29 protein-coding genes are annotated in these 25,357 nt (G+C 59.9%); 11 read left to right on the top strand and 18 right to left on the bottom strand.

Annotated elements, in window-relative coordinates; all coding sequences use genetic code 11:
* Positions 1 to 220 precede the first annotated feature (220 nt).
* Genes mnhG through QA648_RS03400 form a run of 7 tightly spaced genes read right to left on the bottom strand, consistent with a single transcriptional unit; the run spans position 221 to position 6,156 of the window.
* Positions 221 to 583 (bottom strand): monovalent cation/H(+) antiporter subunit G, encoded by a 363-nt coding sequence (gene mnhG / locus QA648_RS03430; protein WP_104822431.1) that lies wholly within the window; start codon positions 581 to 583, stop codon positions 221 to 223.
* Complete coding sequence (locus QA648_RS03425) at positions 583 to 951, bottom strand: cation:proton antiporter (protein WP_349254300.1); 369 nt, start codon at positions 949 to 951, stop codon at positions 583 to 585. The genes mnhG and QA648_RS03425 overlap by 1 nt, the downstream gene beginning before the upstream one ends.
* Positions 948 to 1,421: a Na+/H+ antiporter subunit E gene (locus QA648_RS03420; RefSeq protein ID WP_104822429.1), complete on the bottom strand. Its 474-nt coding sequence runs from the start codon at positions 1,419 to 1,421 to the stop codon at positions 948 to 950. Before QA648_RS03420 ends, QA648_RS03425 begins: the two co-directional genes overlap by 4 nt.
* Positions 1,418 to 2,983: a Na+/H+ antiporter subunit D gene (locus QA648_RS03415; RefSeq protein ID WP_104822428.1), complete on the bottom strand. Its 1,566-nt coding sequence runs from the start codon at positions 2,981 to 2,983 to the stop codon at positions 1,418 to 1,420. Before QA648_RS03415 ends, QA648_RS03420 begins: the two co-directional genes overlap by 4 nt.
* Before the next feature lie 4 nt (positions 2,984 to 2,987).
* On the bottom strand, positions 2,988 to 3,365 hold the full coding sequence (locus QA648_RS03410) for a Na+/H+ antiporter subunit C (protein ID WP_104822427.1): 378 nt from the start codon (positions 3,363 to 3,365) through the stop codon (positions 2,988 to 2,990).
* Positions 3,365 to 3,784, bottom strand: coding sequence for a Na(+)/H(+) antiporter subunit B (locus QA648_RS03405; RefSeq protein ID WP_104822426.1), 420 nt, complete (start codon positions 3,782 to 3,784; stop codon positions 3,365 to 3,367). Before QA648_RS03405 ends, QA648_RS03410 begins: the two co-directional genes overlap by 1 nt.
* On the bottom strand, positions 3,781 to 6,156 hold the full coding sequence (locus tag QA648_RS03400; RefSeq protein ID WP_283049624.1) for a putative monovalent cation/H+ antiporter subunit A: 2,376 nt from the start codon (positions 6,154 to 6,156) through the stop codon (positions 3,781 to 3,783). Before QA648_RS03400 ends, QA648_RS03405 begins: the two co-directional genes overlap by 4 nt.
* Positions 6,157 to 6,382: 226 nt before the next feature.
* Between QA648_RS03400 and msrB the strand changes: the two genes are divergently transcribed.
* Complete coding sequence (gene msrB / locus QA648_RS03395) at positions 6,383 to 6,796, top strand: peptide-methionine (R)-S-oxide reductase MsrB (protein WP_283049622.1); 414 nt, start codon at positions 6,383 to 6,385, stop codon at positions 6,794 to 6,796.
* Positions 6,797 to 6,806: 10 nt separating this feature from the next.
* Here the strand turns inward: msrB and QA648_RS03390 are convergent, their stop codons facing one another.
* The 3 genes from QA648_RS03390 to QA648_RS03380 form a co-directional block, all read right to left on the bottom strand.
* Positions 6,807 to 7,889, bottom strand: a complete 1,083-nt coding sequence (locus tag QA648_RS03390) for an FAD-dependent oxidoreductase (RefSeq protein WP_283049620.1) — start codon at positions 7,887 to 7,889, stop codon at positions 6,807 to 6,809.
* Between the two features lie 136 nt (positions 7,890 to 8,025).
* Positions 8,026 to 8,457: a nuclear transport factor 2 family protein gene (locus QA648_RS03385; protein ID WP_283049618.1), complete on the bottom strand. Its 432-nt coding sequence runs from the start codon at positions 8,455 to 8,457 to the stop codon at positions 8,026 to 8,028.
* Between the two features lie 104 nt (positions 8,458 to 8,561).
* Positions 8,562 to 9,068 carry a GNAT family N-acetyltransferase gene (locus tag QA648_RS03380; protein ID WP_104822421.1) on the bottom strand — a complete coding sequence of 169 codons (507 nt, stop codon included), beginning with the start codon at positions 9,066 to 9,068 and terminating at the stop codon, positions 8,562 to 8,564.
* Between the two features lie 205 nt (positions 9,069 to 9,273).
* On the opposite strand from QA648_RS03380, the gene QA648_RS03375 reads away from it, so the two are divergent.
* A complete protein-coding gene (locus tag QA648_RS03375) occupies positions 9,274 to 9,780 on the top strand; it encodes a hypothetical protein (RefSeq protein WP_283049616.1) in 507 nt (168 codons plus the stop codon).
* On the opposite strand, the gene QA648_RS03370 is transcribed toward QA648_RS03375, so the two are convergent.
* On the bottom strand, positions 9,763 to 10,431 hold the full coding sequence (locus QA648_RS03370; protein WP_104822420.1) for a hemolysin III family protein: 669 nt from the start codon (positions 10,429 to 10,431) through the stop codon (positions 9,763 to 9,765). The two genes, QA648_RS03375 and QA648_RS03370, sit on opposite strands and share 18 nt — an antisense overlap.
* A 325-nt stretch (positions 10,432 to 10,756) precedes the next feature.
* On the opposite strand from QA648_RS03370, the gene QA648_RS03365 reads away from it, so the two are divergent.
* Positions 10,757 to 11,623: a VOC family protein gene (locus QA648_RS03365; RefSeq protein WP_283049613.1), complete on the top strand. Its 867-nt coding sequence runs from the start codon at positions 10,757 to 10,759 to the stop codon at positions 11,621 to 11,623.
* 103 nt (positions 11,624 to 11,726) lie between these two features.
* Positions 11,727 to 12,896 (top strand): AI-2E family transporter, encoded by a 1,170-nt coding sequence (locus QA648_RS03360; protein WP_283049611.1) that lies wholly within the window; start codon positions 11,727 to 11,729, stop codon positions 12,894 to 12,896.
* Positions 12,897 to 12,930: 34 nt separating this feature from the next.
* Here QA648_RS03360 and QA648_RS03355 read toward each other — a convergent pair whose 3' ends face one another.
* Positions 12,931 to 13,722, bottom strand: a complete 792-nt coding sequence (locus QA648_RS03355) for a polysaccharide deacetylase family protein (RefSeq protein ID WP_104825027.1) — start codon at positions 13,720 to 13,722, stop codon at positions 12,931 to 12,933.
* A 272-nt stretch (positions 13,723 to 13,994) separates the two neighbouring features.
* On the opposite strand from QA648_RS03355, the gene QA648_RS03350 reads away from it, so the two are divergent.
* Both QA648_RS03350 and QA648_RS03345 read left to right on the top strand, forming a co-directional pair.
* On the top strand, positions 13,995 to 14,906 hold the full coding sequence (locus QA648_RS03350; RefSeq protein ID WP_104822417.1) for a DnaJ C-terminal domain-containing protein: 912 nt from the start codon (positions 13,995 to 13,997) through the stop codon (positions 14,904 to 14,906).
* A gap of 3 nt (positions 14,907 to 14,909) precedes the next feature.
* The gene (locus tag QA648_RS03345; protein ID WP_283049609.1) at positions 14,910 to 15,242 is read left to right on the top strand and encodes a chaperone modulator CbpM; all 333 of its coding nucleotides are present in this window, start codon (positions 14,910 to 14,912) and stop codon (positions 15,240 to 15,242) included.
* Positions 15,243 to 15,247: 5 nt separating this feature from the next.
* Here QA648_RS03345 and QA648_RS03340 read toward each other — a convergent pair whose 3' ends face one another.
* Entirely contained in the window at positions 15,248 to 15,637 is a 390-nt protein-coding gene (locus QA648_RS03340) for a DUF930 domain-containing protein (RefSeq protein ID WP_283049607.1), read from the bottom strand.
* 282 nt (positions 15,638 to 15,919) lie between these two features.
* Between QA648_RS03340 and QA648_RS03335 the strand changes: the two genes are divergently transcribed.
* Together QA648_RS03335 and QA648_RS03330 are read left to right on the top strand one after the other, a co-directional pair.
* Positions 15,920 to 18,013 (top strand): S9 family peptidase, encoded by a 2,094-nt coding sequence (locus QA648_RS03335; protein ID WP_283049605.1) that lies wholly within the window; start codon positions 15,920 to 15,922, stop codon positions 18,011 to 18,013.
* 19 nt (positions 18,014 to 18,032) lie between these two features.
* Positions 18,033 to 18,551 (top strand): DUF1697 domain-containing protein, encoded by a 519-nt coding sequence (locus tag QA648_RS03330; protein WP_283049603.1) that lies wholly within the window; start codon positions 18,033 to 18,035, stop codon positions 18,549 to 18,551.
* On the opposite strand, the gene QA648_RS03325 is transcribed toward QA648_RS03330, so the two are convergent.
* Positions 18,548 to 19,165, bottom strand: a complete 618-nt coding sequence (locus QA648_RS03325) for a TetR/AcrR family transcriptional regulator (protein WP_104822413.1) — start codon at positions 19,163 to 19,165, stop codon at positions 18,548 to 18,550. The genes QA648_RS03330 and QA648_RS03325 overlap by 4 nt on opposite strands.
* A 223-nt stretch (positions 19,166 to 19,388) precedes the next feature.
* Between QA648_RS03325 and QA648_RS03320 the strand changes: the two genes are divergently transcribed.
* The gene (locus tag QA648_RS03320) at positions 19,389 to 20,345 is read left to right on the top strand and encodes a homocysteine S-methyltransferase family protein (RefSeq protein WP_283049601.1); all 957 of its coding nucleotides are present in this window, start codon (positions 19,389 to 19,391) and stop codon (positions 20,343 to 20,345) included.
* Between the two features lie 47 nt (positions 20,346 to 20,392).
* Here QA648_RS03320 and QA648_RS03315 read toward each other — a convergent pair whose 3' ends face one another.
* Entirely contained in the window at positions 20,393 to 20,707 is a 315-nt protein-coding gene (locus QA648_RS03315) for a type II toxin-antitoxin system RelE/ParE family toxin (RefSeq protein WP_283049599.1), read from the bottom strand.
* Between the two features lie 3 nt (positions 20,708 to 20,710).
* The gene (locus tag QA648_RS03310) at positions 20,711 to 20,971 is read right to left on the bottom strand and encodes a ribbon-helix-helix domain-containing protein (protein ID WP_104822410.1); all 261 of its coding nucleotides are present in this window, start codon (positions 20,969 to 20,971) and stop codon (positions 20,711 to 20,713) included.
* A gap of 95 nt (positions 20,972 to 21,066) precedes the next feature.
* Between QA648_RS03310 and QA648_RS03305 the strand changes: the two genes are divergently transcribed.
* Together QA648_RS03305 and QA648_RS03300 are read left to right on the top strand one after the other, a co-directional pair.
* On the top strand, positions 21,067 to 22,575 hold the full coding sequence (locus tag QA648_RS03305; RefSeq protein WP_283049598.1) for a protein adenylyltransferase SelO: 1,509 nt from the start codon (positions 21,067 to 21,069) through the stop codon (positions 22,573 to 22,575).
* Between the two features lie 72 nt (positions 22,576 to 22,647).
* Positions 22,648 to 23,172 carry a hypothetical protein gene (locus QA648_RS03300; protein WP_283049596.1) on the top strand — a complete coding sequence of 175 codons (525 nt, stop codon included), beginning with the start codon at positions 22,648 to 22,650 and terminating at the stop codon, positions 23,170 to 23,172.
* Between the two features lie 90 nt (positions 23,173 to 23,262).
* Here the strand turns inward: QA648_RS03300 and bla are convergent, their stop codons facing one another.
* Both bla and dmeF read right to left on the bottom strand, forming a co-directional pair.
* On the bottom strand, positions 23,263 to 24,288 hold the full coding sequence (bla, locus tag QA648_RS03295) for a class A beta-lactamase (protein ID WP_283049595.1): 1,026 nt from the start codon (positions 24,286 to 24,288) through the stop codon (positions 23,263 to 23,265).
* Between the two features lie 85 nt (positions 24,289 to 24,373).
* Positions 24,374 to 25,345 carry a CDF family Co(II)/Ni(II) efflux transporter DmeF gene (dmeF, locus tag QA648_RS03290; protein WP_104822406.1) on the bottom strand — a complete coding sequence of 324 codons (972 nt, stop codon included), beginning with the start codon at positions 25,343 to 25,345 and terminating at the stop codon, positions 24,374 to 24,376.
* Positions 25,346 to 25,357 lie beyond the last annotated feature (12 nt).

Genomic DNA, 25,357 nt, shown 5'->3' with positions numbered 1-25,357 from the left:
GTTTTGCCCGCCGTTGTTTGAAAGAAAGATCAAAGCATCGGGCACTTAAAGCCGGTTGAGACTAACTCAACATCAGAACTCTACTTGAATCTGGATTACCACTCTTTCTCCAAATGTCCAGTTTTTAATTCTATCATTTCTTTGCAAATTTCTCATCTATTAAAAATAGGTAACTAACGACGAGAATTTGTATTCACTTTTCTGGCAATCCAAGCGTTTGTTAGCTTTTCATTTTGTAAGAACGCCCCTCTACTCGGCCTTTCGAAAGATCATCGCGCACCGACGGTGGCATCAGCCGGTGGCCCGCCTTGTGAGCGGCACGGGCGAGAAGATGGGCAGAAATCGGCGCAGTCAAGATGAAGAACACGAAACCGGCCAGTGCCCGCGCCAATATCGGCAGATCCTGCGAGTGAAAACCGACTGCAAGTAGCAACAGGCCGGAACCAACCGTGCCAGCCTTCGAAGCGGCGTGCATGCGGCTATAGAGATCCGGCAGGCGGACGATACCGATCGACGCGACCAGCGAAAACAATGCGCCAGCCAGCAGCAGGAAGGCGACAACGATGGCGGCGACCAATTCCATTACCGCTTTCCCTTCTTGCGACGGCCATTCTTGCGAACCGGTTTCCTCCCGGCCGCAATCGGCGCCGATGGTTGCCGTTCGGCCTGTTCCGATGCTCCGTGGGTCAGGATGAACCGGGCAAAAGCGACGGTGGCGAGGAAACCGACAAGTCCGAGAGAGATGGCGATGTCGATATAGAGTGTGAAGCCCGTCTTGATGGCGATGACGGCAATGAAGCCGATGGCGACGGCCACCAGCATATCGAGCGCCAGCACCCGATCGGGCAAAGTCGGACCGATTACCACGCGAAAGACGGTGAACAGGAACGCCAGGCTGAGAATAACAAGCGACACCATGGCGGCGGCGGACACGATGGAAGCGGCGATCATCGGAAAGCCTCCATGATTCGGCGCTCGAAGCCATCGGCTATGCCGCGCTTCAACATTTCGGGGTCGGAGCAGTCGAGCGCATGCACATAGAGAGTCTTGCGGTCGTCGGAAACGTCGACGGAGAGCGTACCGGGCGTCAACGTGATGAGATTAGCGAGCAGGGTGATCTCGAAATCGCGGTCGACAGTCAGCGGAAAAGCGAAGATGCCGGGCTTCACATCCATTTTGGGGCTCATGACGGTTACCGCAACGGCCCATGCGGATTTGGCGAGTTCACGCAGGAACAGCAGCAACAGCGCCAGAATCCGCCTGAGGCGCTCGAGATAGAGGACGCCGCCATGGGATTCCCGAATCATTGCCAGGGCGAGTGCCGAGAGGACAAAACCAAGGACAAGATTGAGGAAGGAGGCGCTGCCGGTGATGGCGACCCAGACAATGGCGAGCAGCAGGTTGAAGACGAGCAGGATCATTGTGCGCCTCCAGCCCCCGCAAAGACGGAGTGCAGATAGGCGGAAGGATCTTCGAGACCGCCGGCGGCAAGCTGCGTCAGATGCAGCAACCGCTCGGGAAACAGACCAAACCCTATGACCAAGGCTGCGAGGGCGACCAGCGGCAAGCCGGCCTGCCAGGCGATCGGCTGCGGCACAGCAGCATCCTGCGCCGATCTTGGACGCCAATAGGCGAGGAGAAAGACGCGGCCGAAGACGATGGTGGTGAGAAAGCCCGTCAACAGGATCGCTGCCGCGATCCACCAGGCGCCCGCATCGAGCGCCGCCTTCACCAAGACGACCTTGGGCCAGAAGCCCGAAAATGGCGGCAGGCCGCAAGCGGCGAAAAACAGCACCAGTGACAGACCTGCGAACCAGCCGCTTTGCCGGTAAAGCCCGCCGAGGGTAGCAAGCGAAAAGCTGCCGCCGAGCCGGGCCGCTTGGCCTGCCAGCAGATAGAGCGCCGTCATCAGCACCATCGAATGTAGTGCATAGAAGATCGCCCCGCTGAGGCCGCTGGCGCTGCCAATCGCGACGCCGGCCAGCATCGTGCCGATGCCGGAAATGACGACATAGCCGAACAGGCGGCGGATATCGCTTTCGCCGAGCGCGCCGAGTACGCCGGTCAGCATCGTCGCAATGGCAATGACCGTGGTGACCGGGCCGAGCCCAGCGCGTTCGACCGGCAGCAGCATGACCAGCACCCTGATCAGCGCATAGATGCCGACCTTGGTGAGCAGGCCGGCGAAAAGCGCCGAGACGGTGATGCGTGGCGTATGATAGGACGCGGGCAGCCAGAAATTGACCGGGAAGGCCGCGGCCTTCATGCCGAAAGCGAGGAGAAAGAGGCCGGCGAGCGTCATCAGCGGCGCCTCGTTGCCGGGCGCCCTCGCCTTCATCGCGATATCGGCCATGTTGAGCGTGCCGAAGATGGCGTAGACATAGCCGACGGACACGAGAAACAGCGTGGTGGCGATGAGGTTCAGCACCGCATATTTCAAAGCGCCATCGATCTGCTCACGCTCCGAGCCGAGGATCAGCAGGCCGAAAGAGGAAATCAGCAGCACTTCGAACCAGACGTAGAGATTGAAGACGTCGCCGGTCAGAAATGCGCCGCTCACGCCCGCAAGCAGCAGCATGAGGAACGGAAAGAAGCCGTAGCGGCGGCCGCTGACCGTAATCTCGCCGAGCGCATAAAGGCTCGCTGCAAGCACCACGACCGCCGCCGCCAGCGCCATCACCGCGCCGAGAAGATCGACGCTGAAAGCAATGCCGAAAGGCGGCAGCCAGCGGCCCATGACCATGGTCACTGGCCCTTCGTTAGCGACCCTATAAAGCAGAGCCGCGTCGATCAGCACCAGCAGTACCAGGCCGGGAATGGCGATCCAGCCGTGCATGGCAGTGCGGTCGCGAAACATCATCAAAATCGCGCCGAGGCCAATACACAGGGCCACCGGCAGGATCACCAGCCAATGACCGGCCTGCACTGGCACCGACACCAGCGCAGCGGAAAAATCGACAGCGATGCTGGTCGGGGCCGCCATGCTGCTAATACCCCAGGGGCGGCAGCGGCCGCTTTTTCGGTTCTGCCACACGCATCTCGCCGGTATTGTCGGTCTTCAGGTCCTGATAGGCCCGATAGGTCAGCACCAGCAGGAAGGCGAGGAAAGAGAACGATATGACGATTGCCGTCAGGATCAGGGCCTGCGGCAGCGGGTTGGCGGCATCCGCATTGAGCGTGTCAGCGCCCGACGGGATGATCGGCGGCACTTCGCGCGTTACCCGGCCGGCGGTGAAAAGCAGCAGGTTGACGGCGTTTCCGAGGATGGCGATGCCGAGCATGATGCGGATCGAAAACTTCGACAGCATCAGATAGATCGCAGCGGCGAAGAACAGGCCGACGAGCATTGCGAAGACCACCTCCATCACTCCGCCTCCCGCTCTTCGAGCGCCAGCGCGATCGAGGTGATGGCGCCGACGACGACCAGATAGACGCCGGCATCGAACAGCATGACGCTCGAGAGCGGCACCTCGACGCCAAAGAGATGCGGATAGATCCAGAGCCCGGTCATGAAGGGCACGCGAGAGAAGACCGACAGCAACCCGGCAACCGTCGAGGCCAGCAGGCCGAAACTGGCAATCGTCAACGGATGGAAGATAATGGCCCGGCGCACCGCCGTCACACCGCAGGCAATGCCATAAATCGCCAGCGCGGAGGCCGCGATCAATCCGCCGATGAAGCCTCCGCCGGGCTCATTGTGGCCGCGCAGCAGCACGAAGACGGAGAAGAGCAGCATCAAGGCGGTCAGGAAAGGCGCGGCGGTACGGAAGATGACGGTGTTCATGGACGCTCGGCCTCCATTACCTCTTCCACGTCGGGGTTGTTGGCCGCAAGCTTGCGCTCACCGCCGGCGCGGATGCGGATCAGCGCCAGGATGGCGAGGCCGGTGATGGTGACGACGGCGATTTCGCCGAGCGTGTCCGTGCCGCGGAAATCGACGATGATCACGTTGACGACGTTGGCACCATGGGCGATCAGCTTTGAATAATGATTGAAAAATGCCGTCAGCGTCAGATCGAAGGGTGCTTGCGTGGCCTTCAAGAGCAGCAATCCGAAGCCGAGGCCACAGGCGATGGCGAGCGCCGCATGCAATAGCCTCTGCAACGGCGGACGGCGATCGGCGGGCGACAGGCGCAGTCGCGTCATTACCAGCGCCAGGATGACGACGGAGAGCGTCTCGACCATGAACTGCGTGAAGGACAGATCCGGCGCGCCGAAGAGCAGGAAGATGACGGCGACGGCAAAGCCCTGAATGCCGAGCGAAACAATTGCCGTCAGCCGGTCGCGCGCCGAGACGACGGCCGCAAGACCAATGACGGCGATGAGGAAAATCGCCGCCTCATGCCACTGCATATCGGGCCATGAGGGGACGACCGGCAACTCGCCATGGAGCACCGGCGGCACCAGCAGCATTGCGGCAAGGCAAAGGAAGGTGACGGTGACGTAGATCTCCAGCCGGCCCGGCTGCAGAAAATGGGAGACGGCGTGCGACAGGCGCACCAGCCCCGAGATGAGGGCATCGAAGCCGCGATCGGGTCCCGGCCCGAGCCCGCGCAGCACCATCGCCATCAGGAAACGGGCGCGATCGAGCTTCCAATAGATGAAGGCACCGATCAGCACGGTCAGAGCGGACAGAGCCAAGGGTGCACCAAGATGCGGAGCGAGCGAGACCGATATCTCCATTGCCTTGCCACCGACGGCACTTGCCATCGGCGAGGAGATGTAGACGTGCCAAAAGCCGGAGACCATGGCTGCGGCTAGTCCGAGAACGGCAAGGACAAACGGGCCAAGCAGGAGCAGCGGCGGCGCCTCGTGCGGATGTTTCGGCGTTTCGACCCGCGCGCCGATAAACGGCTTCAGCGCCACGGCGAAGGCGATAGAGAACATTAGCGCGTTACCGACAATCGCAACGACTGCCAGAAGGATCGGCCAGGGGAAAACTTGGGCCAACGCGGCATAGATCTCCTCCTTAGCTAGAAAGCCGAAGGCGGGCGGCAGGCCGCCCATGGAAAATGCAGCCGCCAGCGCCATAGCAAAGGTCAACGGCATGGCGTTGCGCAAACCGCCGAGATGGGTAATGTCGCGCGTGCCCGTCTCGTGATCGACGATGCCGGCGACCATGAAGAGCGCGCCTTTAAACAGCGAATGCGCCACCAGATAGAGCGCGGCGGCCTCGACGGCATAATCGGAACCGAAACCGGTGAGCAATACCAGCAAGCCGAGAGAAGAGACCGTCGTGTAGGCGAGCTTCAGCTTCAAATCGGTCTGGCGGATGGCGAGCAGCGTTCCCACCAGCAGGGTCATGCCGCCGAAAACCGGCAGGATCGTCTCCCAGGCTGTTGTGTCACCCATTACGGGGTTGAGTCGCATCACGAGGTAGACACCGGCCTTCACCATCGTTGCCGAATGCAGATAGGCAGACACCGGCGTCGGCGCCTCCATGGCGTTCGGCAGCCAGAAATGGAAGGGGAATTGCGCGGATTTCGTAAAGGCGCCGCCGAGTACTAAGATCAGCGCCGCAAGATAAAGCGGGCTTTCGCGCAGCATCCCACCGGTCTTCAACAGGCCGGACATGTCCGCTGCACCGGTGATCTGCCAGATCAACAACAGGCCCGCGAGCAGCAGAAGCCCTCCCCCGCCGGTGACCACCAGCGCCTGCAAGGCAGCCCGCCGCGCAGCCTCGCGCTGATGATCGAAGCCGATCAGCAGGAAGGAGGTGATCGAGGTCAGCTCCCAGAAAACGAACAGCGTCAGGAAACTGTCCGACACGACGAGGCCAAGCATCGAACCCATGAACAGGAAGATAAAGGAGAAGAAGCGGCCTTGATCTTCGTGTCCTTTCAGGTAGCCGCCGGCATAAAGCACGATCAGCGTGCCGATGCCGGTGATCAGCAGCGCGAATGTCAGCGAAAGGCCGTCGAGCAGCCAGGAAAAGCGCAAGCCGAGGCTCGGCACCCACTCGAAACCGCCCTGGGCATTATGGGCGGCGGCAACATCGGGAAGAAAACCCGCGAAATGCAGAAAGGCGAGTGCGGGGAAAAGCGCCAGCGGCCAGGCCGCGTTGTGGCCGAGATAACGGACGGCAGCAGGCGCAATGATCGCACCGAGAAAGGGCAGACACAAAGCCAGGAATGTCAGGCCGGTGACACTGGCCATGTCTTCTCCCTGCTGAACGATCACGGAGTCCGGCAAAGCCGAAAGTCTTCATTGGGATAGGCTAAAGGCTGGATTGCCTCAAGCCCCGCGCGAGAAAAACCGAGGGGTAAACCACTGGAATCGGCTTTGGCATCATGGCTGAATAGTTGAAGACGGGACGGGCTGCACCACATTGCGACAACGGGGCTCGCCTAATAGATTGGGTGATGGGAAAGGGATGACACTCATGTCTGCTACGATGACAGGGCCTAAAATCGAGAAGACCGATGCCGAATGGCGGGAACAACTGACGCCGGAGCAATATCGCATCACCCGGCAGCATGGCACCGAGCGCGCCTTTACCGGACCCTACTGGGACTCATTCGAAACCGGCCTCTACCGCTGCGTCTGCTGCAACGCACCACTTTTCCGCTCGGACACGAAATTCGATGCCGGCTGCGGCTGGCCGAGCTATTTCGAAACGGTTTCGCCGGAGGCGGTGAAGGAATATCGCGACGAGTCCTATGGCATGGTGCGCACGGAAATCCGCTGCGGCGCCTGCGAAGCCCATCTCGGGCATGTCTTCCCCGACGGCCCGCCGCCGACCGGACTGCGCTATTGCATCAACGGTCACGCCATGGTGTTCGAGGCGGAGACGTAAGCCGCCAGAATTAGCTGGCGGGAAAAGCTGCCACGTTGAACCCGGGCACCAGCGTCGACCGCTGTCCCTCCATGACCTCCTCCATCGTCAACCGGCCGAGCAAGGGTGCTAAAATGACGCCGGGATGGGCGACGGCGACATAGGCGCCATCGACGCCCGGCAAGAAGCCGAGCCTCGGAAACCCATCGGCGAAGACCGGGCGGTAGCCAACGGCTGCCTGCCGCAGTTCGACACCATCGGGCAGAGCGAGCTTTCGTCTCATCACGTCGAGCACCCGATGTCCGATCGCCCGCGGCGCCTCCTCTTCGGCGGCGCTCCTGCAGCTTGCGGCGGAGACCAGCGAATGGTCAGGCCGCTGACGAATTTCCAAACCCGGCCCGCGAAGAATACGATTGAGGAAGGGCCGGTCAGCGGAAAATTGCATCAGCACGGCGGGCGAGCTTTCGACGCCGATCGCCAGTCCCAAGGGCGAAATCAGCGCATTGACCGATGTGCCGGCAGCCAGCACGACGACATCCGCCGAAACGACCTGCCCTGCCGTCCGAACACCGGTGATCCGGCTGTCAGATGTTTCGAGCGCGACGATCTTCTGATCGAAATCCGCCTTAGCGCCGAAAGCGATCGCGGCGTCTACAAATGTCCGCGCGAGCTGTGCCGGATCCAGCGCGAGATCGTCGGGAGAAAAGGCGGCGCATTCCGGCACTTCGCGAAGCTCCGGCTCCCACCAGGCGATCGTCTTGGCATCCACCAGTTCGACCGTTGCACCCGCAGCCTGATGCTCCCGTACCAACGCCTCCGTCTCCGCCGCCGTCCGATGCCACATCAGCGAACCCGTCCGCGCATGCTGCAGGGCCTTCGGAAGGGCGGCCTTCAAACGTTGATATTCGCTGATCGCCTCGCGCCAGATGCGATAGTTCGCGTAATTTGCCGTCGGGTCGCCATTGATGAGGTTGACCCAGCCGAAGGCCTTGCCGGTGACGCCCGCGGCTGGTGCCGGGCCCTCGTCAAACAAATGCACTCGCGCCCCGCGGCGTGCCAGGTGATAGGCTATGGATGCCCCAACAATCCCTGCGCCGACGACGGCTATCTGCATTTTCGGAGGATGCAACGAAGGATACCCGCGATGAAAATCACGATTCAGATCTGCCGTTGCTTGGATAGCGTCAAGCTATGACGCGGGAATGACTGCGAGCTAGGCGTGGCCGTCCCAGCCGGGTCCGGCAACCCTTTTACTCTCTGACTAGGGATGCCGGCGGGCGGGCTGAGGTTATCGGATCGGCGTGACGAAGGACGATCCTCCATGCGCCTTCTTCCCGCCGGAATATGGTGGTGACCCGAAGCGCGATCGGCACCAGTTTGTCGCCGCCACCGACCTTGGACCGGAACCGCTCGACCTCAATGATGTACCCCAAGTCCGCCGTCGCGTACTCGGAGATGCGCTCAAAGCCGGTGGCCTCGCCGTCCCGGTAATTGGTTGCAGCCCGTTCCATGGTCGCGGCGGCCTTTTCCCACCCCTTCGCCGGTGGCCCGAACGGATTAGCGATAATGACGTCATCCCGTCGCGAGTAGAGATCTTTCAGAGGTTCAGGATCGCCCTTCACGAAAGCATCTAAAGCCAGATGATCCTGCTCGATAAAATTCGTTAAGTCAGAGGCCAACATCTTAGCGCCCTCAGATGATCAGAAAGAGAACTTTATCCGAAAAGTCGGCCCTCCGCTCGCGCTGTCTCACTTCCCGGTCTGTCAGCCGCTAATGAGTTCACGCCCTAGACCGTTATGCGCAGCTCCATGCAGGTCAGATCCAGCCAGCGGCCGAACTTGGTGCCGACTTCTGAAAACTGACCGACGATGCGGAAGCCGAGTTTTTCATGCAGGCGGATGGAGGTGGTATTGCCGGTTTCGATGGCGGCGATCATGACGTGGATATTGCCTTCGGCGGCACGGGCGACGAGTTCGCGCAGCAAACCTTCGCCGATGCCGAGGCCGCGGTGATCCTTGTCGACATAAACGGAATTTTCGACCGTGTGCCGGTAACCGTCGAAGGCGCGCCAATCGCCGTATGACGCATAGCCGGCGACGTTCCCGTCCTTCTCGGCGACAATGACCGGAAAGCCCCTCGCCTTGCGCGCTTTGAGCCATTCAATACGGTTATCGACGTCGACCAACGTGTCGTTCCAGATCGCGGTCGTGTGCAGGACCGCGTGGTTGTAGATCTCGCAAATCGCGGGCAGATCAGCCTCGGTGGCGTCGCGAAGCAGCACGGCTTGGTCCATAGTCGAATTGTCCAATCGTTTAAGGCATCGATGGCGGCATACTCCGCGATATTGACGAAGTAAATCCGCCATTCCTGCATGGCTCGCAATGAAACCGTAACGAATTGAAGCTATTTTCTGATCATTCTTAGAATCACTATGGAATTTCTGCTGAAAAATGCGCTATTCATAGCTGGTTTGCAGATCCCGCCTCCCGGAAACCGCAATGCTCGCGCGCCTGACCGCCCTCCTTTTCTTTTCTGCTGTGCCGGCACTGGCTGCCGACTGGTGGTCCTATGACAATGCGCGGTTTGGCTATGAAATCGAACTACCCTCGGAATTCCGCCTTTCGACCCGTTCGGACAATGGCGACGGACTGACCTTGACGCCGACCGATCAGTCGGCACGGCTGCTTGTTTTCGGCACCAATATCCTCGATGGCGACTTTTCGGCGGAAGCGAATGTCCGCGTCGCAATCGCCAAGGACGAAGGCTGGCAGATTTCCTATTCGAAATCGACCTCGCGCGGCATCAGCTTCTCGGGCACGAGGCAGGGCCGCATCGTCTATGTGCGCGGCGTAGCACTCTGCGATGGCGGCGCCGCCTTCTTCCAGATGGATTATCCGAAGACGGACATGCAGCGCTTCGACGCCATCGTCATGCGCCTGGTGCGCAGCCTGCAGCCGACGAGGAAATGCACGCCGACGACGCAGATCTCAAGAGTTTTCCGGTGACAGGCTGAAACAGGTCAGCACCGCCGAATAATGCACTGCGGTGGCAGCGAGCACGAAGCCGTGCCAGATGGCGTTCTGAAAGCGCAACTTCTCCCAGACATGGAAAATTACGCCTAGCGAATAGATGACGCCGCCGATGACGATCAGTAGCATCGACGCGTAGGGTATATGCATGGAAACGGACCTTGCCACCAGCACACCGCTCCAGCCCATGGCGAGATAAAGCAGGATCGCCAGCCGGTCATACCGCCCCGGGAAAACGCATTTCAGCGCGATGCCGAAGCCGGCAAAAATCCAGATGGCAATCAGCATGGCAAACAACAGCGGATCCTCGGCGCCGCGCTCCAGGAACGGCGTATAGGTGGCGGCGATCAAGACGAAGATGGCCGAGTGATCGAAACGCCGCAGGACCCACTTCGTCTGCGACACCGGCCACAGATTGTAGGTAAAGGACATGGCCAGCGTCAGAACAAGGCCGACGCCATAGATCCAAGCGGCAGCGATCTCGCGATAGGAGCTCCACACCGTCGCATAGAAGATCAACACGGTCGCGCCGATCAAAGCAAAGACGACCCCAATCCCGTTGACGATACTGTCAACGATCACTTCATATCGGTCATAGGCCCAACGAATGCCTTTGATTTCGGGCATGCATGCGTGTTCCAATTGCTCGACGTCGCCTTTGATCGTTGCACCTCAAGGGGTTGGAGACAAGCGGGTGAAACGGACATATAAGTAAATCTTGGTAAATGGCAGGTGAGCTGATCGCGCGGCTGTCAACAACCAGCGAACGCTCAATCTGCAATTTCGGGCCTTCTGTGAACAATCGGAATCGGCCATATCTAGGTCAAGTACAGCGGGCTTGAATTCTGAAGAGGCACATCAACCGGCGAAAGCTCTCAAGCCCTGCTATTGGCGACGTCTTCTCCGCCGCGCCGGTTGCTCTCTTGCAGAACATTGAGGTTGGAACACTCGCATGACCGAAACTGCCCTTTCCTATGCGCTTACGCGTCCCGCCTATGTCGGCCAGTCGCACCTGATCGTCACCGATCTGGCGGTGGTGTCGCGCTTCTACCAGCAGATGCTTGGCCTCAGGGTCATTGAAAAGACGGCCAGCGGCGAGGTGTTGGGCGTTGCCGGCCAGCCGCTTTTGGTTCTGACAACGGATCGTGCGGCCAAACGAGCGCCGCAAACCGCCGCGGGCTTGTTCCACACCGCCTTTCTGATGCCCGATCGCATCGAGCTTGCTCGCTGGCTGCGGCACGCCGCACATAATGGCGTCAGTCTCGAAGGCGCGTCCGACCACATCGTCAGCGAGGCGATCTATCTTTCCGACCCTGAGGGCAACGGCATCGAGATTTATGCGGACCGGCCGCATGAACAGTGGAAATTCCACAGCGATGGCACGGTCGAGATGGCGACGCTCAGGCTCGATTTGCAGAAGCTTTACGAAAGCGCGCCGCAGGATCGCTGGGATGGCATGGCCGAGGGTTCGGCGATCGGCCATATCCATTTGCAGGTCGGCGACGTTGCGGAGGCGAATGCCTTTTACCGCGATGTGCTGGGCATGAACGTCATGGCGGCGCGCTATCCCGGCGCGACCTTCCTCGCAACCGGCGGCTATCACCACCATCTCGGCGCCAATACCTGGAACAGCCGCGGCGCCGGCGTCCGGTCCAAGGATATGACCGGCCTTTCCGATTACACCCTGCGTTTCAACGACAAGGACGCGCTCGACAAGGCGGTCGCCGCGCTCGATGTGCATGAGATCAAGACGGAAAAACGCGACAGCGGGATTTCGCTGCGCGATCCCTGGGGCATCGGGCTCAATCTAATCGCCTGATCGCGAATCCGCTGACCCATGATGTCAAAGGCCCGCCCCGGAACCAGGGCGGGCCTTTCGCGTTTGCATACCGAAGCAATGGGGTTTCGGGGACATGTCCGGAATGGATATCGCCAACGGCATACGCAAACAGGCGCGCAGATTGGGAGCGACGAGCGAAAGGCGTTCCAGCGCCTGGGTGGATGCGTTGCGAGCGGACACCGAGCAGTTGGACAATGGCTCGTCAGCACCCGTCGAGAAGGACGCGCTGGATATTGCCTCCGCCTGGGCTCTCATCGGCATCTTCCTTGTGCTGGCGTTGGCGGGCGTCTACATGATGTCGATCATCCTCATCCCTGTAACCCTGGCCGTCGTCGTCGGCATGATCCTCGGGCTGGCTGCGGAAAAGCTCAGCAAACTCGGCGTACCGCGCGTCCTCAACGCTGTTCTGTTGTCATCGGCGGTGGCGCTGGTCATCTTCCTGATCATCAATTCACTCGCCGGGCCGATGGCGACGCTCGCCCAGGAAGGGCCTAACGTTTTCCAGCGTACCGTCGATCGGCTGATGCCCTATCTCGAACAGATCAAATGGTTGCACATCACACCGCAAACCTTTGAAAGCGGACCGATGTCCATCAATGTGCTGCTCGAAAATACCGGCAATGTGCTGCATCTTCTCGCCGCCAGCCTCACGCCTGCCATCGTCCAGGGCCTGCTCTTTTTTGCGGCGCTGCTGTTGTTCCTTGCCGGCCGCATCAGCCTGCGCAAGACGATCATCATGACCTTCTCCACCCGGGCATCACGGCTGACGGCAATCCGCATCATCAATGCGGTGGAGCAGGTGCTCGGCTTCTACTTTGCTACGGCGTCGCTGATCTATGTGGGTCTCGGCGTCGTGATGACGGTCATCGCCTATGTCGGCGGCATGGGCACGCCGATCCTCTGGGGCATATTCGCCTTTCTTTCCAGCTTCGTCCCGTTCGTCGGCATCACGACGATAACGACCGCGCTGGCGATCGCCGGCATCATCACCCATGACGATATCATCTTCGGTCTCCTCCCCGCCGCCGCGTTCTTCTCCGTCCATCTCACCGTGGAAAATCTGGTTTTTCCGGCGGTGATGGGCCGACAATGGGAACTCAATCCCTTCATCGTCTTCCTTGCCATCATCTTCTGGACGTGGATGTGGGGCGCCGTCGGCGCGATGCTCGCCCTGCCGCTGTCGCTGATCGTCATGACAGTGGTCAACGAGTTGTTCTTCGAGGAAAAGGTGCAGCCGCAACTACCGCAGTGAAGGCGTCAGCTATCGGCGTCGACGCCGAACCGCCTCAGTTCGTCGTATCGTCATCCCCCTGCTCGGGGATATCCTGCAGGCGGACGAACTGCACGCCTTTGGCCTTCAGCGCCAGGATGCTCGCGGCAACGCCTTCGCCGGCGGTATGGGTCGGCTGGTTGATGTGCGAGATGATGACGTCGCCATCCTTGGCGGAGGCATATTGTTTTTCCACCATCTTGGCCGGCAGCAGCGAGCCGCTGTCGCCGTTGACGGAATAGCCTGCGATGCGATAGCCCATGCCGCGAATCTGAGCGATAGCCGAGAGGCTATATTTCGCCGTCGCGCCCCGGAACCAATGCGGCTGAGGAATGCCAGCGGCCATCATGGCATCAGCGCCGCCTTTGACCTCCTGCGCGACCGCCTGCGGCGAGCCGGCAGCGGGAATGCCATAGACCGTCGTTGGGATATCGACCGCGGGAATATGGTTCTGACCGTGATCCTCAAGCTCGAAAATATCGGGATGAGCGAGGAAGACGGCAAGCGCTTCGGGATTGCTGCGCAGCCATCGAGCGGTGACGAAGATCGTCGCCGGGATATGCTGATCGACTAGTGTGCTGAGGATGCGCGGATCGGTCTTGCCCATGCAGGCATCGAAGGTCAGGGCGATGCGCGGCGCGCCCTTGCCTGCGCGGTTGACGTGTAGATGGGGCTCGACCAACTTGACGTTCGACACCGCCGCCTTCGGCGGGAGCTGCGGCCAGACAACGGGCTTTTCCGAAGGCTCGGCGGCAAAGGCGGCCGAAGCGGCGAGCACGAATGCGGACGTCAGCACAAAACGGTTCATCAGGCAGCCACCGGTTGGATCGAATGAAATGAAGTCTGTCGGAAAAGGCGCATGATTGCCATAGACTCCTTTGCCGCTGCGCCCGCCATCGTCCGGCAAGGCGACGGAAATATGGCGGCTTGCCCGCAAAGCCGCCTGTTCCCCATCACAAATGCGCCAATGGTTCATTCTGCCGGGTCGCGGCTAGAGGCGCTATCATTTATGATACGATTGATACCACGCCTGCCGATCACTATCTGCGTCTTTTCCTATGCTCCCAAAGGGAAACATCCATGAGCCGTGATCCCTATGATATTCTGGGCGTAAAACGGGACGCCCCGCAAAAAGACATTCAAAGCGCCTATCGCAAGCTTGCGAAAAAGCTGCATCCCGATCTGAACCCCGGCGATAAGCAAGCCGAGGATAAATTCAAGGAAGTCTCCGCGGCTTACGGCATCCTCGGCGACGAGGACAAGCGCGCGCGCTTTGACCGCGGCGAGATCGACAATACCGGCGCGGAGCAGCCGCCACGTAGCTATTATCGCGATTACGCGACGAGCGAGGGCCAGCGCGGCCCCTATCGCAACACGGGTGGTTTCGCCGATTTCGGCGATGCCGACGATATACTTTCCAGTTTCTTCTCACGTCGCAGCCGAGGCCAATCGGGAATGCAGGGTCAGGATCGCCACTACTCCATGGAGGTCGACTTTCTCGACGCCATCAACGGCGCGAAAAAGCAGATCAGCCTGCCGGACGGACCGGCGCTCGACGTGCAGATACCGCCGGGAACCCGCGACGGGCAGACGCTGCGCCTGCGCGGCAAGGGCGATCCCGGTTTTGGCGGCGGCGCCTCCGGGGATGCGCTGATCGAGGTGCATGTACGCCCGCATCGTTTCTTCGTTCGCGACGGCAACGATATCAGACTTGAATTGCCGATTTCGCTTGCGGAGGCGGTGCTTGGCGGCAAAATCCGTGTGCCCACGCCTTCCGGGCCGGTCACGGTGACCCTTCAGCCGAACTCCAACACGGGCAAGGTTCTGCGGCTGAAGGGTAAAGGTGCGCCGGTGCCTGGCAAGGAAAACGGCGACGCCTATGTTTCGTTGAAGATCGTCCTGCCGGATGCGCCGGATGCGGACCTTGCGGCCTTTGTTTCCGAATGGCAGGCCGGCAAGACGCATGATCCCAGAAAGACCATGGGAGGCTGAGCCATGAACGAGAGCGAGTTTCGTTTGCGCCTCGAGATCGACAATACGGTGCTGGACGTTTGGATCGAACAGGGTTGGCTCATTCCCGAAACGACCGGGGAAGGCCGGCATTTCCGCGAAGCCGACCTGGCGCGCGGGCAGTTGATCCTCGACCTCATCAACGCGATGGGCGTCAACGAGCCTGGAGTCGATCTGGTCATGGATCTGGTAGATCAGCTTCATGCGCTGAGGGGAACGCTACGCGACCTGACGGACGCCGTCTGTCATCAGGATGCCGATGTGCAGGAGCATGTTCTCTCCGAACTCTACCGGCTAGAGCGCCAAAGACGGCGCTGAAGGCATCAATCGTAGAGATAATATTTTTGCCAGCTATCGCGCGGCACCTTCTCGCCGATTGCGTAGTTCATATCCCGAACATGAATATGCTGCGGGCCGGTCGTGCACTGATAGGAGAGATGATACCAATCCCCCTTGCTGCGAAAGACCGCGCCGGGAGCATTCATCGAGTCCGGGGCCATATCAGGGTCGCTGAAGGTGTAGGCGATGACCTTGTCGGGCTTGAAGCCGGTCTGCTCGGTGCCGATCCGTTTCATGGCCTCAGCATCGCAGGTCTGCTCCATCCGCTCGGAGGGATCGAGCTTCTCCAGTTCCTTCTTCATGGTCGCGTCCACGGCAAAAGCGGACGTCGCAATGGCGGCCAACGGCATGAGAATGGCGATGAATTTCAGCATGAAGACCGATCCCTTGCTTGACTGCGGGCTGGGAAGCGTCTCTTCGACCAGGCGGTTCAAGCCGCCTTATTATCGACGCAACATAAGCGGACTTCGTTAAAGAATGTGGTCACATCAAGGCAGCTCTGAACGAGTTCTTTTGCCGCCGTCAGCTAGATTTAAAGCCTGTTATCATCCCCTTACGTGAGGCTTGAGCAGGCAAATGCCGCTTGAACCTCACGCAAGCGCCCTCTATCTCTTCCTCACCTCATATCCGACATTGATCCCGGAGAAAGCCTGCCCGTGTCTTCATTCAAGAGCCTCCCCACCCCGCCCGCCGCTGCGAAAAAACCGGTCACGGACACGCGCCACGGCATCAGCCGCAGCGACGATTACGCCTGGCTGCGCGCCGACAATTGGCAGGCGATGTTCAAGGACACGTCTATCCTCGATCCGGAAATCCGCGCGCATCTGGAGGCTGAGAACGCCTATATGAACGCCGCCATGGCGGATACGAAAGAGCTGCAGAAGGCGTTGTTTGCCGAAATGAAGGGCCGTATCAAGGAGGATGACAGCTCCGTGCCGGTCAAGGACGGGCCTTATGCCTATGGCACGCTCTACGTCACCGGCGGCGAACAGCCGCACTATTTCCGCGAGGCGCGCAATGGCGGCGAGCGCAAGCTGCTCCTCAACGGTGACAAGGAAAACGAAGGAAAGTCCTATTTCCGCCTCTCCGGCATCGATCATTCCACGGATCACAGCCATGGCATCTGGGGCTATGACGACAAGGGCTCGGAATATTTCACGCTGAAGGTCCGCAATCTGGAAACCGGCGAAGACCTTGCCGACGTGATCGAAAACACCGGCGGCGGCGGTGTCTGGGCGCCTGACGGCAAGAGCTTCTTCTATACGCTGCAGGACGAGAACCATCGTCCCTCAAAGATCTTCCACCACATTGTCGGCACACCGCAATCGGACGACCGGCTGGTTTATGAAGAGGAGGATTCCGGCTTCTTCATGGGCGTCGGCGGCTCATTGCTGGATGACTACGTCTTCATCGACATCCACGATCACGAGACCAGCGAATACCGCATCATCCCGACCTCCGATCTGACGGCCGAACCGAGACTGGTGGCCGCGCGCGACACCGGCATCGAGTATGAAATGGCGGAAGGCGGCGATGTCTTCTACATCCTCACCAATGACGGCGATGCCAAGGATTTCAAGATCATGGAAACGCCGGTCGACAAACCGGCCAAGGAAAACTGGCGCGATGTCGTGGCTCATAAGCCGGGCACGCTGATCCTCAATCACATGGCCTATGCCCGCCATCTCATCTGGCTGGAGCGCAAGGACGGCCTGCCGCGGATCATCGTCCGTGACCGGCGCAGCGGCGAAGAACATGCCATTGCCTTCGACGAGGAGGCCTATTCGCTCGGCCTGCAGGGCGCCGCCGAATACGACACCGACGTCATCCGTTTCTCCTACTCCTCGATGACGACGCCGAGCCAGCTTTATGACTACAACATGGTGACGCGCGAGCGCACTTTGCTGAAGACACAGGAGGTTCCCTCAGGCCACAATCCGGACGACTACGTCACGCGTCGCGTCTTCGCCCCTGCCTGGGACGGCGAACGGGTGCCGGTGACCCTGCTCTATCGTAAGGATACGCCGCTCGACGGATCCGCGCCCTGCCTCCTTTACGGCTATGGCGCCTACGGCATCACCATCCCCGCCGGCTTCAACACCAATTGCCTGTCGCTTGCCGACCGTGGCTTCGTCTATGCCATCGCCCATATCCGTGGCGGCAAGGACAAGGGCTTCGCATGGTACGAAGACGGCAAGATGGACAAGAAGACCAATACCTTCAAGGACTTCATTGCTGCGGCCGACTATTTGAATGAGCAGAAGTTCACCTCCTACGCGAAGATCATCGCCGAGGGCGGCTCGGCCGGCGGCATGCTGATGGGCGCCATCGCCAACATGGCGCCGGAGAAATTCGCCGGCATCATCGCTGCCGTACCCTTCGTCGATGTGCTTAACACCATGCTGGACGACACGCTGCCGCTGACGCCGCCGGAATGGCCGGAATGGGGCAATCCGATCGACAGCAAGGAAGAGTACGAGCAGATCGCAGCCTACAGCCCCTATGACAATGTCGGTGAGAAGCCTTACCCGCCAATTCTGGCGCTCGGCGGCCTGACCGATCCGCGCGTCACCTATTGGGAACCTGCAAAATGGGTGGCCAAGCTGCGTGAAAAGACCACGGGCGAGGCGCCAATCCTCCTGAAAACCAACATGGATGCCGGCCATGGCGGTGCCTCGGGCCGCTTCCAGCGCCTGGAGGAAATCGCGTTCGAATACGGCTTTGCCATCAAGGTCGCCGGGAAGATCTAGCAAATCTCGGGAGGAGCCCATGCCGGTCTATGTCGCCTTGCTGCGTGCCGTCAATGTCGGCGGCACCGGCGCTCTGCCGATGGCGGATTTGAAAGCGCTCTGCGAGGAGATCGGCTTTACCGACGTGAAGACCTATATCCAGAGCGGCAATGTGCTTTTCCACTCTGACAAGGCCGAGGCGACAGTCCAGAAGGATCTGGAAGAGGCGCTGGGGCTGAAAATGGGCAAATCGCCGGGCGTACTGCTGCGCAGCCGCCAGGAATTGGAGGCCGCAGCGGAAGGCTCACCCTTTCCGCACGCCAAACCGAACTACCTGCTCGTCAACTTCCTTCCGGAACCCGCACCTGACGATGCCCTGGACAAGCTGGTGGCACCCGACGGCGAAGAAGTGCATATCGCCGGCAGGGAAATCTATGTCCACTATCCCGATGGCTCCGGTCGCTCGAAACTGAAGTTGCCGGCGCTGAAGGCGGGCACGTCGCGGAACCTCAATACGGTGAGGAAACTGGCGGAGATGGCGCGGGAGATGGAGGGCTAGCTGAAACGCGGCCGGAACAGCATCTTGATGAAGCTGCGGAAGACCAGGATCTGATCCGCCAGGCTGTTCGGTTCTTTCAACGCCTTGGATAGCACGATGCCGCCTTCGAGCACGGTCGACACCATATCGGCGAGTTGATCGACATCCAGCGGCTCGCGGGGCTCGTAGACCACCATGATCTCCTCGAACATGCGGCGAAATCTCCGCCGCCATGTCAGGGCCGCCTCGCGGTTGATCTCCTGAACCTCGCGATCAAATAGCCGTTCGTAGTAGCAGAAGCCTGCCACCAGGCATCCTGGATGACCATTCGGCAGATCGGACAACAATTCCGACAGCAATTTCAGGCCAAGCAGGAAAGATTGCAGCGGATCGTCCATCAGCTCACGGGCACGCCCGAAAATCTCGTCGTAAATCCGGTTGTCGTTTTCGATGTAGCGCTGGATAAGGGCCTTGGCGAGTTCGTTCTTGTCGCGGAAGTGATAGAAGAAGCCGCTCTTGGTAATGCCGGTTTCGGCGATCAATTCATCGATGGAGGTACCGCCGAAACCCTTCGCCAGCACCGCGGCTTCGGCAACCTCCAGCAGCCGGCTGCGCGTTTCCTCACCCTTTCGCATGATCCCCTCCTGTACCGACGGTACAGTATTGTTGCACAAACGCCGCGCCGCGCCTCCGGATCAATGCGGGGCTGAGGCCGTAAGCCATTGAATAGAAAAGAAAATGCTTGCTCGCATCGATAGTATACCGCAAATCGCCTATTTTAGCAGACGGCGATAAAAGAAAATCGCCACCACTGCGATGCCAACGAACGGCTGGGGATATCAACGGGTGGAGATCACAATGGCCAAATATCGAAACGATTTGCCGCAACAGAAAGGCGGTATATTCCTGACAGATGGTGGCATGGAAACGGTGTTGATCTTTCATGAGGGCGTCGAGCTGCCGCATTTCGCTTCCTTTGTCCTTCTGGCAACACCGGAGGGACGGGAGAAAATCAAGGATTACTATCGACGCTATCTCGACATCGCCAGTCGTCGCGGCACCTGCTTCGTGCTTGAAACCGCCACATGGCGCGCCAACGCCGATTGGGGCGAGAAACTCGGCTATGATGCCCAAGCGTTGAAAGCGGTGAATGAGGATGCGGTGACGCTGCTTTGCGAGCTGCGTGCGGAGTATGAGCGTCCTGCGGCCCCAATCACTATTAGCGGAAACATCGGCCCTCGCGGCGACGGCTACAAGGCGGGCAGGATGAATGCGGCGGAAGCCGAGGATTATCACACGCCGCAGATCGCGAGCTTCGCCGGCACGGAGGCCGACATGGTGACCGCACTCACGATCAATACCATCAATGAGGCGATCGGTATTGCTCGCGCCGCGAAGGCGCAAGGCATGCCATGCGCTATCTCGTTCACGGTCGAGACTGACGGCAGGCTTGCGACCGGAAGAACGATACAAGAAGCGATCGAAAGTACCGATGCTGCAACCGGCTGCGCACCCGCCTACTACATGATCAATTGCGCCCATCCGAGCCATTTTGAAAACACGCTTGACGAGGCCAGCGCTTGGGTCAAACGCATCTGGGGGCTACGCGCCAACGCCTCGATGATGAGCCATGCCGAACTCGACGAGAGCGAGACGCTGGATGACGGCGACCCTGCCGATCTCGGCCGTCGCTATCGGCAGCTTACCCGCCGCATGCCGCAGTTGCGTGTGCTCGGCGGCTGCTGCGGTACCGACCATCGCCACGTTGCGGCAATCTGCGAAGCCTGCCTGCCGCGAACGGCAGCGAGCGCTTGAGGTGACGGAGAAAAGAAGCAGCGTGGCGAGACTGCAAAATCGCGAATCTACTGTTGTGATCGCAACAGAGTTTCGTAGTCCTGCCCACCGGCAATTATGTTCGTGATACGCACTCGATCGCCCTCGGCGATATAGAGAATCACGACGCTTCGTTCAAAAACGGCCATGCGAATGCCAGGTCCCAGATCGTCTCGCGCGACCCCGCCGAAGGGAGCATCGCCAATCTTTTCGCAGCGCCTGTAGATGCGATTGAGGTATCCTTCGCTCGTCTTGATATTCTGGCTTTGCTCCAACACGTAAGCGGCGATGTCGATAAGGTTTTCAACAGCTTCCGGACGGTATTCGACCGTAAATCGCTCCATAGGTTAGCGGCGTTTGTCAAAAAAGGCATCAAGACGCTGCTTGACTTCGTGTCCACTCAAATTCGATCTCGGATCATCCAAGGATGCCTCGACCCTGTGGCGGATCGCCGCGATCCGTTGTTGATATTCCTCCTCTTCCCGCAACCACACCCGAACAGCAGCACGCAGCACCTCGCTCGTTGAGGCGTAAACTCCGGCGTCGACACGGCTTTTTATGGCGGCAACCATCTCACTGGGAAGCGAGATGCTCAATTTCTCGTTCATAGCGAACTCCTCACGTTCAGTGGGATAAAGTAGGATAATCTCCTACTTTGGGCAAGCGCCTTGCACCGTACCCTCCCCAGCCCTACCTTAGGTGCATGAGCTCATCTCTTCACGACAATGCAGTGCTCGAAGCGCGGCCGATACCGTTCGACAATAGCTATGCGCGTCTCCCGCCGCAGTTTTTTGCGAACCAGGCGCCGACGCCGGTGGCGGCGCCGCGGCTGGTCAAGTTCAATAGGGCATTGGCCGGCGATCTCGGGTTGGACGCCGATGTACTGGAACGGGATGGGGCGGCGATCTTTTCCGGGAATAAGCTCCTGCCGGGTTCCGAGCCGATTGCGATGGCCTATGCCGGCCACCAGTTCGGCGGCTTCGTGCCGCAGCTCGGGGATGGCCGGGCAATCCTGCTTGGCGAAGTCATCAGTCGTAGCGGCAGACGCCGCGATATCCAGCTCAAGGGCGCCGGACCGACGCTCTTTTCGCGGCGCGGTGACGGCCGGGCAGCGGTCGGGCCGGTCTTGCGCGAATATATCGTCAGCGAAGCCATGCATGCGCTTGGCATTCCGACGACACGGGCGCTGGCGGCGGTTACCACCGGCGAGCGCGTCTATCGTGAGAAAGTACTGCCCGGTGCGATTTTCACCCGGGTTGCGGCAAGCCATATCCGTGTCGGCACATTCCAGTTTTTCGCCGCCCGCGGCGATACGGACAGCCTGCGTATCCTCGCCGATTATGTCATCGACCGACATTATCCGGAGATCAAGGACAGAGAAAATCGCTATCTGGCGCTATTGGAGGCCGTTTCCGAACGACAGGCGGCCTTGATCGCGCGCTGGCTGCATGTCGGCTTCATCCATGGCGTGATGAATACCGACAATATGACCATCTCCGGCGAGACGATCGATTATGGTCCCTGCGCCTTCATGGACAGTTATAATTCGGCAATGGTCTTTTCTTCGATCGATCACCAGGGCCGTTATGCCTATGCCAATCAGCCCGCGATCGGCCAATGGAATATCGCTCGGCTCGGTGAAACCCTACTGTCGTTGATCGATCCATCGCTGGACGCAGCGGTCGACCTGGCAAATGCAGTGCTCAAAGCCTACGGCGAACGCTTCCAGGCGCCTTGGCTTGCCGGCATGCGCGCCAAGATCGGCCTTGCAGCCGAGGAAGACGGCGATCTCGATCTGATCCAGGCGCTGCTAACGCTGATGCAACAACAGGAAGCGGATTTCACGTTGACGTTCCGCCGACTTGGCGCGCTGGCCGATAGCGCGGACAACGAAACGGCCTTTGCCACCGGTTTCAAGGATCCGGAAGCTACCAAGCCGTGGCTGACACGCTGGCGCGAACGGCTGAACCGCGATCCGCAAGCACCGGCCGAGCGAGCACGGGCGATGCGAAGCGTGAACCCCGCATTCATTCCGCGCAACCATCGAATCGAACAGGCGATCGAAGCTGCGGTCGAGGATGAGGATTTTTCATTGTTCGAAGCGCTGCTGACGGTGCTTGCAAAGCCCTATGAGGACCAGCCGGCCTTCGCGCCCTATGCCGAACCGCCGCAGCCGGCGGAGCGGGTGCTGCAGACTTTCTGCGGAACGTAAGGGAGCCTTAGCACACAAGCCCCGGACATGTTTGCGGAGGCATCGTCGCGTCAACCACAGGGAGACATGACGATGAAAGTTCATCATAGCACCCAGAGCATTTTCAGCAGCCCGATCAAGAGCCAGCAGGATACGGATACTGACGACAGCACGCCATTCATGCTGCCCGACGACAGCGACCAGCAGCAGACGCAGGCGCCTTCGATCACGTCCAGCGGCGTCCCCTCCTCCATCTCCTCCGGCTTCTGGCTCGGCCAGACTGGACAGACGGCCCCATCGACATCAGATGCCGACGCCGATGAGAGCGACAGCGCGGCTCCCAGCATCAATGGTTCGGATTCGTCGAGCGATACGTCCAGCCAGGATATTCTGGACGAATTTACCAAGTGGGCGCACATGACCCCTGCGGAAAAAATCCGCGCCCAATATCTGGAAAAACACAATCTGACGGAAGATTCTCTCAAGCAACTGCCACCCGATGAGCAGAAGGCAATCAACGATCAGATCGCCGCTGAAATCAAAAAGCAGCTCGGCGGCGATAATCAGGCCGACGACAGCGATGAAACGGATAGCGCCGCTGCCTTATCCGTCGCTTGAGCTTCCTCGAAACGACATCAAGGCGATACGATCCTGATTCACATCGAGATCGTATCGCCTTGATTTTATTGCCCACATTTCAAGACGCTACTATTTTAGCCCTACCATGCCCGCGATGATCTTTCCGACTTCGGCGAAGACGGCCTCGATGTCCTTTGCGGGGGCGGTTGCCTCGCCGACATAGGTGGTGACGAGGATGGGGCCGCGGTCGGTAGGCCAGATCACGGCGACGTCGGCGTAGGAGCCGTTCTGACCCGTGCCGGTCTTGTCGCCCACCTTCCATTCCTTCGGCAAGCCGGCACGCAGGCGGGCATTGCCGGTGGTGTTGTTGGCCAGCCAGTTTGTCAACTGGTCGCGCGAAGTTTCGGACAGCGTATTGCCGAGCGTCAGGAGGCCGATCGTATCCAGCATGGAATCTGGCGTCGTCGTGTCGCGCGGATCGTCCTTGATCGCCTGGTTGACGTCGGGCTCCTTGCGGTCGAGGCGGGTTTCGGTGTCGCCGGTCGTGCGCAGCCATGCGGTCAGCGCCGCCGGACCACCGAAGCTGTCTAGCAGCAGATTGCCGGCGGTGTTGTCGCTCAGCGTGATCGCCGCGCCGCAGAGTTCGGCGATCGTCATGCCATCGGTGCCGGCGTGCTTTTCTGTCTCCGGCGAATAGGTAACGACAACATCCTTGCCATAAGTGACACGACGATCGAGCTTCTCTACGCCCTGATCGACGCGCGCGAGCACGAAACCGACCGCAAGCGCCTTATAGGTGCTGCACAATGCAAACCGCTCGGCTTCGCGATAGCCGAGCGAAATATTGGTTTCCGTATCCAGCACGGAAACACCAAGACGACCGCCCGTCTTCTTTTCCAGATCCGCCAACTGCTTGTCGGCATCATCCGTGAACTGAGAATTATCGGGACCCTGGTCGTCTTCCATGTCCTGACCGCTGTCGGGTGCCGCGGAATTCTCCTGAGTATCGGATGCATCGGGCGCGGGAGCTGTCGCGTCGGGGCTCTTGTTGGCGCTGGCATTCTGCGCAAAGAGGGTTTCGGGGCCAAATGTCAGGGCGGGGAAAAGCAGCGCCGAGCCTGCCAAAAGGCGGCGGCGGGTAAGCGGTGTGGACATGCGGAAGCCTCCAGCGGAATCAGCCGAATTCTGAGCTAAGCGAGGAATATGGCAACCCTCTGACAGGGCCAGTTTCCCTCAGGGCTTATGCTGCTTTTTTGACCACGACTTCAACGGTGACATGCGACAGTTCGTGAATATCGGCCAGCCGTGCCTTGTAGAAGGCAGGATCGCGCGGCTCCGGCGTTACAACAGCGACGATCGCCGCATGGTGGCCGGGTCCGACCTGCCAGACATGCAGATCGGTAATGCGGTCATCGCCCGTTTCAATGAGCACCCGGATCTCATCCGGCAGGTTCTCGCCCTGCGGAATGAAGTCGAGCAGAATTGAACCCGAGGCACGCGCTAGGCTCAAGGACCACTGCAGGATCACCAGGCCGCCGACGATGCCCATCAAGGGATCGAGAAAGGTCCAGCCGAAACGGCTGCCGAGCAGAAGGGCGATGATGGCCAAAACCGAGGTCATGGCGTCGGCAATGACGTGGACATAGGCCGAGCGCAGATTGTTGTCCTTGCCGTGATTATGACCGTGATGATGGTCATGATCATGGTGGTGATGATGATCATGTCCATGCGCATGGGAGTGCCCATGATGGTGGTCGTGGTCGTCGCGCAGCAGCCAGGCGCTGACGAGATTGACGAGGAGGCCGACAACGGCAATGGCGATCGCCTCGCGAAAATTGATCGCCACTGGATTCTGCAGTCGCAGCAGGCTTTCCCAAGCCATCAAGAGCGCGATCATCGCGAGGATGATGGCGCTGGCGAAGCCGGCGAGATCGCCGAGCTTTCCGGTGCCGAAGGTGAAGCGAGAATTATGGGCATGGCGACGGGCATAGAGATAGGCCAGTGCCGAAATCAGCATGGCGCTGGCATGCGTCGACATGTGCCAGCCATCGGCAACCAGCGCCATCGAGCCGTACAACGTCCCGGCGGCGATTTCGACCACCATCATCACTGTCGTCAGCGCAATGACCAGCCAGACGCGGCGCTCGTTGCGACGGTGAGCGGAGCCCAGAAACACATGGCTATGCGTCAACGCATCCGAAGAAGTACTCATGACATCAGTCTC

The organism is Rhizobium sp. CB3171 (assembly GCF_029714265.1).
In the GTDB taxonomy this organism is placed as follows: Bacteria; Pseudomonadota; Alphaproteobacteria; order Rhizobiales; family Rhizobiaceae; genus Rhizobium.
The sequence above is the reverse complement of the archived record's forward strand: the minus strand, read 5'-3'. Positions and strand labels throughout refer to the sequence as shown.